We start from the raw sequence: 12,685 nt of genomic DNA, 5'->3' as shown, positions 1-12,685 counted from the left end.
GCCTAAGACAGTAGGGGAGCTCGACTCATAAAGATCCTACCGAGGACAAAACGTATCATGTAAAAAGAAGCGTATTGTACTTTCGTGTCTAGGTTTGGGCGCGTTTTTCTTTTGGAAAAATTCCCCAAGCAAAATAATTACGGAGGTGAACACACTAATGAGTGAAGCAATTATTGCTAAGAAAGCGGAACTAGTTGACGTAGTAGCTGAGAAAATGAAAGCTGCTGCATCAATCGTCGTTGTGGACGCTCGTGGTTTGACAGTAGAACAAGATACAGTTCTTCGTCGTGAGCTTCGTGGAAGCGAAGTTGAGTACAAAGTGATCAAAAACTCAATCTTACGTCGTGCAGCTGAAAAAGCTGGTCTTGAAGATCTTGCATCTGTTTTTGTTGGACCATCTGCAGTAGCATTTTCTAACGAAGATGTTATCGCTCCAGCGAAAATCTTGAACGACTTTTCTAAAAACGCTGACGCACTTGAAATCAAGGGTGGTGCAATCGAAGGCGCTGTCGCATCTAAAGAAGAGATTCTTGCTCTTGCAACTCTTCCAAACCGCGAAGGACTTCTTTCTATGCTCCTTTCTGTACTTCAAGCGCCAGTGCGCAACGTTGCTCTTGCAGTCAAAGCGGTTGCAGACAACAAAGAAGACGCAGCTTAATCTTAAGCTACGCAGCGTAGCCTAGCTACAAAAATTATAAATAAAAAAATTTAAAACTTATTTGGAGGAAATAACAATGGCATTGAACATTGAAAACATTATTGCTGAAATTAAAGAAGCTTCAATCCTTGAATTGAACGACCTTGTAAAAGCTATCGAAGAAGAATTTGGTGTAACTGCAGCTGCTCCTGTAGCTGTTGCTGCAGCTGGTGCTGCTGACGCAGGTGCTGCTAAAGATTCATTCGACGTTGAATTGACATCTGCAGGCGACAAGAAAGTCGGCGTTATCAAAGTTGTACGTGAAATCACTGGTCTTGGTCTTAAAGAAGCTAAAGAACTTGTTGATGGTGCACCTGGTGTTATCAAAGAAGGTGTTGCTGCAGCTGAAGCTGAAGAACTTAAAGCTAAATTGGAAGAAGCTGGAGCTTCAGTTACTCTTAAATAATAGAGTTTCCAATAAAAATGAAAACCGAGGTTTAGACCTCGGTTTTTTTGTGTACAATTTTGAGTTTAAGTCCTATTTTTTACAGATTAATTCTGTACTTTATCTACTGTAGGATTCTATGTAAATTTTTCAAGATTAGAAAGCTGTTTTTGATTGCATTTAAGTCCGAAGGTGATATTAGCAGCTTTTTAACCGAATGAAACTATTAAACACAAAATAGGAATCAGAAATCTTTGAGGATTAAATGATTGTCTATTTTTTTAAATCAAACTCCTTTAAATTTAATTTCTGTCAATCAACATATCTACAATTCTTTTATATTTGATAAAATAATATAAATTAGAAAAATTTAAAATTCAAACGTCAAAAATAAAATATATAAAGTAGATAGTATAGGGCTATCTACTTTTTTGTTCTCCAGAAAATAGATATTGAACCGATCAAAATGCTGTTTTCTGTTGGATTTATCAAATCGAAACGTAATTTTTTTGGAGTGTGTTGCCTCTACCGAATAGTTTTCTACTTTCTAAGTTCTTACTAATATATTATATTGTTAGACTTTTAATTTTTTGATAAAATAGTGTTTATCAACAAAAAAGGAGATTTCTGATGAAATACTTTAAACGTCTTGTCTTTGCTGCTTTGTTGGCAGTTGGTGCGATTTTCCTTGTAGCTTGTGGTTCTACAACTAGCGACAATGGGAAATATGTCTATAAAGCTGAGAAGGATCAAATTAAAAGTATCCTTAAAAAGCAAGGGGCTACTGATGAGCAACTTGAGAAGGTCATTGATCAATTTGATTTGACAATGACAATTGAAATTAAAGATACAAAAGCTAAGATGATTATCAAAATGAATGCTCTTGGTGAATGCAAAGAGAAAACAATTGACCTGAAAGCTGATCAAAATGGTAAAACTCTTGAATCAGCAGAAGGTGGTAAAGATAAAGTCAAGTATAAGATTGATGGTGATGTTTTGACTTTGGATGTATCAAAAGCAGAATCTAGTGATTATGAAGTTTTTGCTTTCTTCAAATACGCAAAATTCAAACGTCAAAAATAATCGTATCTAGAAGGGATAGCTGAGTCTATCCTCTTTTTTATTCCTTGCTTTTCATCTGCTCTTTTCCTTGCTAGCCTAAGGGGGTTCTGATATAATAGGGATGAATTAAAGAAGGCAACGTGCTTTGTAAAATAGCTTAAAAAGTACTTAAGGGTGCTTTTTTATTGTATAGGGAGGAGAACGGTATGGGATATATTTGGTCCTATTTGAGAAAATATCCAAAATGGTTGTGCTTGAATTTTACAGCTGCCATCTTTTTTGTGATTGTTAACCTTGGTCTGCCAACTGTTCTGGCTCGTATGATTGATGAGGGGATCAATCCGAGAGATATAGAGCGAGTTTATTTCTGGGCCTGGGTTATGTTTGGTGTGATCATCGTAGGGATTCTTGGGCGAATCGTTCTGGCCTATGCAGTTGGGAAGATCACTACCACCATGGTCATGGATATGCGAAATGACCTCTATGAGAAACTTCAAGAATATTCCCACCACGAGTATGAAAAGATTGGGGTTTCTTCCTTGGTGACGCGAATGACCTCAGATGCCTTCGTCTTGATGCAGTTTTCTGATCAGATGTTGAAGCTTGGCGTCATCACCCCTATCATGATGCTGTCCAGTATTCTGTTAATTTTACAGACGAGTCCATCGCTTGCTTGGATTGTGGCGATTTCGATGCCATTTTTGGCGGTGGTCGTCTGGTATGTAGCTATTAAAACCAAACCTTTGTCAGAGAAGCAGCAGGAAACCCTGGATAAGCTCAATCAATATGCACGCGAAAACCTTACGGGACTTCGGGTCATTCGTGCCTTTGCGCGTGAGGAATTCCAAGAGGAAAAATTTGGCCAAGCCAATGCAATCTATGCGGACAACTCCAATAGACTCTTTAAATTGACAGGCTTGACGGAGCCGCTCTTTGTTCAAATCATCATCGCCATGATTGTAGCTATTGTATGGTTCGCCTTGGATCCTCTAGGGGATGGCAGTTTAGAAATCGGGAATCTTGTCGCCTTTATCGAATACAGTTTCCATGCCTTGCTTTCTTTCCTATTCCTAGCTAATCTCTTTACCATGTACCCACGGACGGCTGTCTCTAGTCATCGTTTGAAAGAAATCATGGACATGCCGATTTCTATTGATCCAAATGAAAATGGGGTTACAGAGACAGAAACCAAGGGCTATCTGGAATTTGACAATGTTACCTTCGCCTATCCTGGTGAGACAGAGAGTCCAGTCCTTCATAATATTTCCTTTAAGGCTAAGCCGGGGGAAACCATTGCCTTTATCGGATCGACCGGTTCTGGGAAATCTTCTCTGGTCCAGCTCATTCCTCGATTCTATGATGTGACCCTAGGGAAAATCTTAGTGGATGGTGTAGATGTGCGTGATTTCAATGTTAAAGCCTTGCGCCATAAGATTGGATTCATCCCACAGAAGGCCTTACTCTTCACGGGGACTATTGCCGAAAACCTTCGTTACGGAAAAGAAGATGCCAGCATTGAGGAGCTAGACAAGGCAGCAGATGTGGCCCAAGCTAAAGAGTTTATCGAAAGCAAGGAAGAGCAGTTTGACACTCATTTAGCAGAAGGGGGAAGCAACCTTTCTGGTGGACAGAAACAACGTTTATCCATTGCGCGTGCAGTTGTTAAGGAGCCGGATATCTATATCTTTGATGATTCCTTCTCGGCTCTTGACTACAAGACAGATGCTACACTTCGAAAACGTCTCAAGGAAGTAACAGGAGATGCGACCGTCTTGATCGTAGCCCAGCGGGTTGGGACCATCATGGATGCGGATCAAATCATTGTTTTGGACCATGGGGAAATCGTCGGTCGTGGAACCCACGAGGAACTCCTGGCAACCAATGAAATCTACAGTGAGATTGCTCGCTCTCAGTTGAATAACCAATCATTAACAGAAGAATAGGAGGGGGAGAAAATGAAAGAAAAACGTTCCAGTTTTGTACGTCTTTGGAGCTATCTAAGAGCTTATCGTTTTGCCGTTATTTTCGCTACACTCCTAAAGATTCTGAGTGTGGTTATGAGTGTCATTGAGCCCTATATTCTTGGACTCGCTATCACAGAATTGACCGCTAACCTGACAGATATGGCTAGAGGAGTAGCGGGAGCTGAGATTAATGCTGGCTATGTTGGCTGGGTCATGATTGTCTATCTCTTCCGAGGAGTTTTGTATGAACTTGGATCTTATTATTCCAACTATTTTATGACCAATGCTGTTCAAAGCATGATAGAGGATATGCGTAACGACCTATCTAAAAAAATCAATCGCATCCCTGTTTCTTACTTTGATCAGCACCAATTCGGAGATCTTCTGGGTCGCTTTACCAGCGATGTCGAAACTGTTTCTAATGCCTTGCAGCAGTCCTTCCTTCAAATTGTGAATGCTATTTTCACCTTAAGCTTGGTCATTGCTATGGTACTCTATCTTAACCTCACTTTGGGGCTGATCGTGATTTCCTCTATCCCAATCACTTTCTTCGGTGCCCAGTTGATTATGAAGAAATCCCAGCCTTACTTTAAGGAGCAAGCTGATGTCCTTGGGGCTTTAAATGGTTTTGTTCAGGAAAACTTGAGTGGCTTCAACGTCTTAAAACTCTACGTACGGGAAGAATCATCGCAAGAAGACTTCCGTGACATTACCCGTCGACTCCAGCAAGTTGGATTTAAAGCGAATTTTATTTCTGGACTGATGATGCCTATTCTGAATGCAATCTCTGATTTGACCTATCTTTTGGTCGCAGTTATCGGAGCCATTCAAGTTCTTGCAGGTCGTTTGACAGTTGGGAACATGCAGGCTTTTGTCCAGTATGTCTGGCAAATCAATCAGCCTATTCAGAACTTGAGCCAGTTAGCTGGAACCTTGCAAAGTGCCAAATCTTCACTGGATCGTGTCTTCCAAGTCCTTGATGAACCAGATGAAATACTCGGTAAAAATGAAGCTCTAGACAAGGAATTGACTGGACAGGTTAGCTTTAACCATGTGGACTTCCAATATGTGGAAGATAAGCCATTGATCCGTGATTTTAACCTGGAGGTCAAGCCTGGTGAGATGGTGGCCATTGTCGGACCGACAGGGGCAGGGAAAACCACGCTCATCAATCTGCTGATGCGTTTCTATGACGTGACCAAGGGGGCTATTACGGTAGATGGACATGATATCCGCGACCTATCTCGCCAAGATTATCGCAAGCAGTTTGGGATGGTTCTTCAGGACGCTTGGCTTTATGAAGGGACCATAAAAGAAAATCTGCGCTTTGGAAACTTGGACGCGACAGATGAAGAAATTGTCGCTGCCGCCAAAGCTGCCAATGTAGACCACTTTATCCGGACGCTCCCTGGTGGCTACAATATGGAGATGAACCAAGAGTCTAGTAATATCTCATTGGGACAGAAGCAGTTGTTGACCATTGCGCGTGCCCTGCTAGCTGATCCTAAAATTTTGATTTTGGATGAGGCGACGTCTTCAGTGGATACCCGTCTGGAACTCTTGATTCAAAAGGCTATGAAGAACTTGATGAAGGGACGGACTAGCTTTGTCATTGCTCACCGCTTGTCTACAATCCAAGAAGCGGATAAGATTTTAGTCCTTAAAGAGGGGCAAATCATCGAACAAGGGAATCATGAGTCTCTTTTGGATGCAAAAGGATTCTATTACGACTTGTATATGAGCCAATTCTCCAAGAAAGAAGAAGCTCAATAAAAACGTCAAAAAAGAGCAGTCGCTCTTTTTTGTTAGGAAAAACACTTCATTTTGTTAGAAGTCGGATTTCTTGAAGGTGGTTGTTTTATTTGCTATAATCGTAGCAGAAATGGAGGCTTTATGCGCTTAACCAGCCAATTAATCACTGAAACGTTCCCAGATTTGGATAAGGTAGAAAGGCTTAACATAGAAGCTTTTCCAGAAGAGGAACGGATTCCTTTATCGGAGTTTTTACGCTATACGGATAATGATGACGCTCACTTTTTCGCTTTTTACAATGAGGAAGAATTTGTCGGATTTGCCTTTGCTATTTCAAATGCTAAGGCCTTTTACGTCAGTTTCTTTGCCATTATGCCTCACTTGCGGAGTCACGGCTATGGTCAAGAAATTATTGAAAAATTAGTGGAATTTTACCAACGGACCATGTTGTTAGAAGTTGAGCGATTGGATGAAGAATGTGATAATCTAGAGCAACGTCAAGCTCGGATGGATTTCTATATTCGAAATGGCTTTAAAACAGCCAATGCTTTTCTTGAATACGAAGACCTTAGTTTCGAGATTCTCTACCGAGGAGAGGGCTTCGATGAGGAGGCCTATCGTGATATCTTCCGTAAACTTCAGGAAGAGAATTATTTTGATTTCCGCATCCAATACCGACGCTTTAGTGAAGATTAAAAACAAAAAGTGCTCCTCTGTTAGATAGCAGAGAAGCACTTTTTTAATTAATGGATGAAGAAGTATATAAGAATCTACAGTAGAGTCTTCTTTGTCTTAAGTTATTTTTAAATGCAATTATTCCAGTAAAAAGAATTGCCGTGGTGGAAGAAAGCTGATATACTAGATAAGATTGAAAAATGTAAAGGAGAACACATGTTACGAAAAGGTTCCTTAACAGGTTTACTGTTATTTGGTATTTTCTTCGGTGCAGGGAACTTAATCTTTCCGCCTGCACTAGGTGCCCAATCGGGTAGCTATTTTTGGCCAGCTATTGCTGGATTTGTCTTATCAGGAGTAGGAATTGCGATTATTACCTTGATCATTGGGACGCTCAATCCTAAAGGCTATATTCATGAGATTTCACGTAAAATCGCCCCTTGGTTTGCTATCGTTTATCTGGTAGCTTTGTATTTGTCTATTGGTCCTTTCTTTGCCATTCCAAGAACGGCTACCGTTTCCTACGAAGTTGGGATTGCTCCCTTGTTAGGAAATTCAAGTGGAAAACTTAGTCTCTTCGTTTTCACCTTGGTTTATTTCTGTTTAGCCTATTTGATTGCCCTTCACCCTTCTAAAATCTTAGATAGTATTGGTCGGATTTTAACTCCTGTCTTTGCTATCTTGATAGTTGTATTGGTTGTCCTCGGCGCCCTCAAATACAGCGGACACGCGCCACAAGTTGCAACAGAAGCCTACCAAGCATCTGCCTTTGGCCAAGGTTTCCTTGAAGGATACAATACCTTGGATGCCCTTGCTTCAGTGGCCTTCAGTGTGATTGCGGTAACTACCCTCAATCAACTTGGTTTCACCGGCAAGAAGGAATACATTAAAACCATCTGGATCGTTGGGATCGTTGTGGCCATTGGCTTTAGTATTTTATACATTGGCTTGGGGTATCTTGGAAATCATTTCCCAATTCCAGCAAAAGTAATGGCATCTGATGCCAATAAAGGGGTCTATGTCCTTTCAGAAGCGACCAAGGCTATCTTTGGCCCAGCTGCTCAAATCTTCCTTGCAGGTATGGTGACGGTGACTTGCTTCACTACAACAGCCGGTTTGATCGTGTCAACCGGGGAATTCTTCCATAACACCTTCCCTAAAATCTCTTACAAGGTCTATGCGACAGTCTTCACTTTGATTGGTTTTGCGATTGCCAATCTTGGCTTGAGCGCCATTATTGCCTATTCATTACCTGCCTTGATGATCCTCTATCCAATTACTATTACTATTGTGTTGATTGTGATTGTAAATAAATTTACTCAACTATCAAAACCAGGAATGCAACTAACTATTTTCTTAGTTAGCTTGGTGGCGATTGCAGATGTTCTTGCAAGCACCTTCAAACTTACAGGTCTGGCAAACGTCATTAAAACTTTACCATTTGCTGCCCAATCCCTCCCATGGTTACTCCCAGCAGTAGTTGGTATTGTCCTCTCTCTTTTCTTGCCAAATAAACAAAGTGCAGAAGAAGAATAAGTCGTCAATTGAACTTCAGAGTGAAATACTTTGGAGTTTTTGTTTGGCTTTGAAACTAGTTTCTAAATGATCGTTTAGAAATCAAAGCGTAGCAGAAATTTTTAATTTAGGAGCTGGAATGTTATACTAGTTGTAGCATATCAATATACGGAGTGTTTTATGAATCAAATCGTTTTCTCCTTCACTGTCTTTCTGGCAGGGATTCTCTCCTTTTTCTCTCCCTGTGTCTTTCCTTTGCTTCCGGTATACATCGGGGTTTTGCTAGGAAGTGATCAGGAAAAATCCATTCAGATTTTCGGGAAGAAGATTCGCTGGCATGGTCTTGTAAAGACCTTGTGTTTTATCGCAGGGATTTCTGTTATTTTCCTTATTATTGGTTTCGGGGCAGGTCTACTTGGGCAAATTATGTACACCAACTGGTTCCGATACTTGATGGGAGCGCTGATCATTATCCTTGGTCTTCATCAGATGGAAGTCTTTCACTTTAACTTCTTAGAAAAGCAAAAAACAATGGACTTCGGGGCGAACAAGCACAAGAATGAATTACTTTCAGCTTTTCTGCTTGGGCTTGGTTTTAGCTTTGGCTGGACGCCATGTATCGGTCCGGTTCTAGGCTCTGTACTTGCCTTAGCAGCATCCAATGGTCAAGATGCCCTCATGGGTGCTCTCTATCTCTTTATCTATACACTAGGGATGGCCATTCCGTTTTTACTTTTGGCCTTAGCGTCTGGGATTGTTCTCCCATACTTTAATCGTCTAAAACCCCATCTCTTGTTACTGAAAAAAATTGGTGGCTTGATCATCATCATTATGGGGATTTTGTTACTCTTGGGACAATTGAATAGCTTGTCTGCTATCTTTTCATAAATTAAATGGAGGTTTACTCATTATGAAAGTTATTAAATACGCCTGTTTTTCGCTTCTTTCTCTATCCATTCTGACTGCTTGCTCTATGAATCAGTCCGAAAGCGGCATGAACAATCAATCCATGAATAATCAATCAATGACCAATACTAGCACAAGTAAACATCCTTTAGTAGGAAAAGAAGCTAGTGACTTCGAGCTAAAGGATATGAAGGGGAATACAGTCAAACTTTCAGACTATAGAGGCAAAAAGGTTTACTTGAAATTCTGGGCGACTTGGTGTGGTCCTTGCCGACAAAGTATGCCTGAACTGAATAAACTGGTCGAAGAAAAGGACCGGGACTTTGAGATTCTCACCGTTATGGCACCGGGGATGCAAGGGGAAAAAACAGAAGAAGAGTTCGTCAAATGGTTTGCCCAACAAGACTATCAATCAGTTCCTGTTTTGTACAATCCGGACGGATCTGCCTTTATGAATTACCAAGTCCGTTCAATCCCTACGGAAGTCTTTATTGATAGCCAAGGAAAAATTGGACATGTTCAATTAGGGGCGATTTCAAATGAAGATGCCAAGAAGATTATCAAAGAGTTGAAATAAAAGAGGCTGGGACAAAAGTCCTAGCCTCTCAATTGTCTTTGGATGTCGAGCAAGACGCAGTGGTTGAGTGGGCTCTACTACGCTGATTTCATCAGCTTTTACAGACCTACTCAACTGTGCGGAGGTGGGACGACGAAATCGAATTCTAATGAATTACCGATTTCTGTCCCACTCTCTTTTTATTAGTTGCTTGCACCAGATGTAGCATCAGCAGCTCCGTCACCGTGTCCTCCAGCATCTGAAGCACCTGAAGTTGCGTCTGCATCCCCATGGCCGCCAGCAGGAGCGAATGGTCCGCTACCGCCTACTAAGCGTTGACCAGTTGTTTGAAGGTACCAGTCCAACCATGGCTGGAAGTTAAAGACAATTTCGTTGATACCAGCATATGAACCATCTGGATAGTACATAGCTTGATAGTTGTGAGTATTGATCACGCCTTCAGGAGATCCTGGAACAATGGTACGAACATATTCCTGGTTTCCATTGCGAAGAGTACCGATGACCCATTCAACGTTTTTCATACGTGCTGGTGGAAGAGAACCGTGAACGGTTGACATCCGGCTACCTGATTGAGGTGGCACGCGTTTTGCAAACATGGTATCTGGATCTTGATGTGCATTGTTGTAGTAGAGGAACTGGTTGTTATCATCAGCGTATGTCAATTCGAAAGGCATAGCTTTCAAGAACATATCGATTTGATTAACAGTCAGGATACCGTGGTCCAATTTGACATAAGTATCACCAGATACAGCTCCTGTAATTTCTGCTACTTTTTCTACCCAATCTGGATCATCCGGATCAACCTCAGTAATAGTAGTAGCGATTGGTTTTCCGCAATCCAAATCTTCTGGTTCAATTGGTTTTGGTTTTTTCAATTTAGAAACGACTCCTACGTATTTCACAAAGTTATCTAAGCAAGTTTCAAGGAATTTTACAGTCCCTTCGTTGATGATGTTGCCATCTGCGTCAAAAGCTTCTTTCGCTTTTCCTAGAAGGAATTCGTTCCCTGGAAGGGTATAGGCATTGACACCTGGAGCATCCAGAATCTTACGAAGGTGAACTTGGGCACGAGAAGTCCCTTGGTCATAGTAAGAAGCACCCACGATCATGACCGGTTTGCTTTCAAAAGGATGCACTTCATAGGAGAGCCATTCCAGTACAGATTTGAGGGAAGCGGAAATAGTGTGGTTGTGTTCAGGAGTTGCGATAATCACACCGTCAGCACGGGTAATTTTATTGTTGAGGAGACGCAATTGGAAGCTTTCGTCCCATTTCTCATCTTGGTTAAACATTGGAACTTCATCGATTTCAAGAACTTCCAATTCAAATTTGATCTTGAAGTGACGACGGATGAATTCCAAAAGTTTGCGGTTATATGATTGATCGTAGTTCGATCCTACAAGTCCTACAAATTTCATGCTAATATGTCTCCTATCTTACAAGTTTTCCCAGTCGAAGTCTTCGGCATCTTTGCGAAGCAGTTCTTGAGCGTTGCGCAATTTTTCAGTAACTTTTACAAAGATACGGAAGTCATCAAAGATGGCATCCAATTTCTTGATGACATCAAGGTCTACCAAGTCACCATTTTGATCAAATGCTTGAAGAGAGTGAGAAAGCAAGAATTCGTCTGGAAGGACAGTGGCTTTGATTTCTGGTGAGTTCAAGATTTGACGAAGTTGCAATTGAGCACGAGATGAACCAAGCGTACCATAAGAAGCACCTGTAATCATCACTGGTTTGCTTAAGAGTGGGTAAATCCCATAAGATAACCAAGCAAGGGCACTCATCAAGACAGCAGGGATGGAATGATCGTATTCTGGTGTGCCAATGATGACACCATCAGCTTCCTCGATTTTAGCAGCAATTTCTAAAATAGCCTCAGGGACTTGTTTGTTGGCTGGCTTGTTGAAGACAGGGATATCTTTAATCTCAACCAATTCAATCTCTGCCTTATCAGCAAAATGCTTTTGCATGTATTGAAGTAGTTGGCGGTTTGTTGAACGTTTGGAGTTTGTTCCAACGATCGCAATAAGTTTTGTCATGGAAATTCCTTTCTGAAATTAAAATTACAAATAATCATGTAGCCCACTGGTATAGGCGAGGCGACCTGACTGATAGACTAGAATAGCATCCATGCCAGGTAAGGTTTCAACAATATTTAAAATGTTGGTCGGTTCTTCACCGAACAAGCGCGTGGTCCAAATCTCCCCATCGACTGATCGATCAGAAATAATCGTGAGACTTGCCAGTTCTGTTTCGACAGGATAGCCAGTTTGAGGATCAAAAATATGATGGAAGGACCGGCCGTCAACCTCAAGGTGACGAACATAGGTACCTGATGTCACAACGGACTTATCTGTAACAGATAGAACTAGTAAATGTTCCCCTCTTGGAAGCTGAGGATCTTGGATCCCAATTCGCCAAGGGCGATGACTGATAGGGTTTTGACCAAGGGTAAGGATATTGCCCCCCAAATCAATTAAAGCCCGCTCGATCCCCTGACTCCTGAGATAACTAGCTAGTAAATCCGCACTAAATCCCTTAGCTAAAGCACCTAGATCAATTTTCATCCATTTTCTTTTGAGAAAAACAGTTTGTTGATTCGGATCTAAGCAAATCTGATGAGGGTCAATGACTGTTAGGGCTTGTTCAATTTCTACTTGATCAGGCTTCCTAGCATCTGAAAAACCAATTCTCCAGGTTTGGACAAGTGGACCAATCGCAATGTTTAAATGACTTCCTTGCGCCTGACTATGGCTAGTTCCTAGATCAATCAGTGAAAAAAGATCTGGATGAACCTTTACGGGTTCAATGCCAGCTTTTTGATTGACCTCCATCAATTCAGAAGAAGAGTCATTGGCACTAAAGCGATGCTCATAGGATCGCAGGAGACTAAAGCAATCGGCCAGTATTTGGTCAGCTTGTTGATGAGAAATCGAAACGGTTATGGTGGAGCCCATTAGGCGTTCGGATCGACTAGTTAGTTCCACAAATAGTAAACCACCTTTCCAATATTCACCTACTTCAAGTTTATCAAAAAGAAAGCCATTTCACAATCCCCCCAAGCAAAATTATTGACATTTTTCAGGACTTATGCAAATGGATTTGAAAATAATATCACAAATTGTAAGCAAAAAATTTGGAAACGATAT

Annotated in this window: 12 protein-coding genes and 1 other annotated feature (1 of these 13 cut by a window edge); of the genes, 9 read left to right on the top strand and 3 right to left on the bottom strand. The window is 41.2% G+C overall.

Going from position 1 to position 12,685, the window contains the following annotated elements; all coding sequences use genetic code 11:
* Nucleotides 1-119 (top strand) — a sequence feature (ribosomal protein L10 leader region); it begins 17 nt to the left of the window's first position.
* Between the two features lie 38 nt (nucleotides 120-157).
* From rplJ to ADH27_RS04570, 9 genes are all read left to right on the top strand, one after another.
* Nucleotides 158-658, top strand: coding sequence for a 50S ribosomal protein L10 (gene rplJ, locus ADH27_RS04610; RefSeq protein ID WP_048691273.1), 501 nt, complete (start codon nucleotides 158-160; stop codon nucleotides 656-658).
* Nucleotides 659-734: 76 nt separating this feature from the next.
* A complete protein-coding gene (gene rplL, locus ADH27_RS04605) occupies nucleotides 735-1,103 on the top strand; it encodes a 50S ribosomal protein L7/L12 (RefSeq protein ID WP_048716072.1) in 369 nt (122 codons plus the stop codon).
* Between the two features lie 609 nt (nucleotides 1,104-1,712).
* Complete coding sequence (locus tag ADH27_RS04600; RefSeq protein WP_048716071.1) at nucleotides 1,713-2,165, top strand: hypothetical protein; 453 nt, start codon at nucleotides 1,713-1,715, stop codon at nucleotides 2,163-2,165.
* A gap of 185 nt (nucleotides 2,166-2,350) precedes the next feature.
* Entirely contained in the window at nucleotides 2,351-4,087 is a 1,737-nt protein-coding gene (locus ADH27_RS04595; RefSeq protein ID WP_048716070.1) for an ABC transporter ATP-binding protein, read from the top strand.
* A 12-nt stretch (nucleotides 4,088-4,099) separates the two neighbouring features.
* The gene (locus tag ADH27_RS04590) at nucleotides 4,100-5,881 is read left to right on the top strand and encodes an ABC transporter ATP-binding protein (RefSeq protein WP_048716069.1); all 1,782 of its coding nucleotides are present in this window, start codon (nucleotides 4,100-4,102) and stop codon (nucleotides 5,879-5,881) included.
* 120 nt (nucleotides 5,882-6,001) lie between these two features.
* The gene (locus ADH27_RS04585; RefSeq protein WP_048716068.1) at nucleotides 6,002-6,556 is read left to right on the top strand and encodes a GNAT family N-acetyltransferase; all 555 of its coding nucleotides are present in this window, start codon (nucleotides 6,002-6,004) and stop codon (nucleotides 6,554-6,556) included.
* A gap of 195 nt (nucleotides 6,557-6,751) precedes the next feature.
* Nucleotides 6,752-8,071: a branched-chain amino acid transport system II carrier protein gene (gene brnQ / locus ADH27_RS04580; protein ID WP_048716066.1), complete on the top strand. Its 1,320-nt coding sequence runs from the start codon at nucleotides 6,752-6,754 to the stop codon at nucleotides 8,069-8,071.
* Nucleotides 8,072-8,230: 159 nt separating this feature from the next.
* Entirely contained in the window at nucleotides 8,231-8,938 is a 708-nt protein-coding gene (gene ccdA2, locus ADH27_RS04575) for a thiol-disulfide oxidoreductase-associated membrane protein CcdA2 (protein ID WP_023023299.1), read from the top strand.
* Nucleotides 8,939-8,960: 22 nt separating this feature from the next.
* On the top strand, nucleotides 8,961-9,533 hold the full coding sequence (locus tag ADH27_RS04570) for a TlpA family protein disulfide reductase (RefSeq protein WP_048716063.1): 573 nt from the start codon (nucleotides 8,961-8,963) through the stop codon (nucleotides 9,531-9,533).
* A 182-nt stretch (nucleotides 9,534-9,715) separates the two neighbouring features.
* Here the strand turns inward: ADH27_RS04570 and ADH27_RS04565 are convergent, their stop codons facing one another.
* Genes ADH27_RS04565 through ADH27_RS04555 form a run of 3 tightly spaced genes read right to left on the bottom strand, consistent with a single transcriptional unit; the run spans nucleotide 9,716 to nucleotide 12,493 of the window.
* On the bottom strand, nucleotides 9,716-10,951 hold the full coding sequence (locus ADH27_RS04565) for an NAD(P)H-dependent oxidoreductase (RefSeq protein ID WP_048691258.1): 1,236 nt from the start codon (nucleotides 10,949-10,951) through the stop codon (nucleotides 9,716-9,718).
* 18 nt (nucleotides 10,952-10,969) lie between these two features.
* Entirely contained in the window at nucleotides 10,970-11,575 is a 606-nt protein-coding gene (locus ADH27_RS04560; RefSeq protein WP_006596326.1) for an NADPH-dependent FMN reductase, read from the bottom strand.
* 24 nt (nucleotides 11,576-11,599) lie between these two features.
* On the bottom strand, nucleotides 11,600-12,493 hold the full coding sequence (locus tag ADH27_RS04555) for an FAD:protein FMN transferase (protein WP_048716062.1): 894 nt from the start codon (nucleotides 12,491-12,493) through the stop codon (nucleotides 11,600-11,602).
* Between the last annotated feature and the right edge of the window lie 192 nt (nucleotides 12,494-12,685).

The organism is Streptococcus sp. 343_SSPC (assembly GCF_001072385.1).
Lineage (GTDB): Bacteria > Bacillota > Bacilli > Lactobacillales > Streptococcaceae > Streptococcus.
Note: the sequence above shows the minus strand (reverse complement) of the source record. Positions and strands in the feature narration are given on the sequence as shown.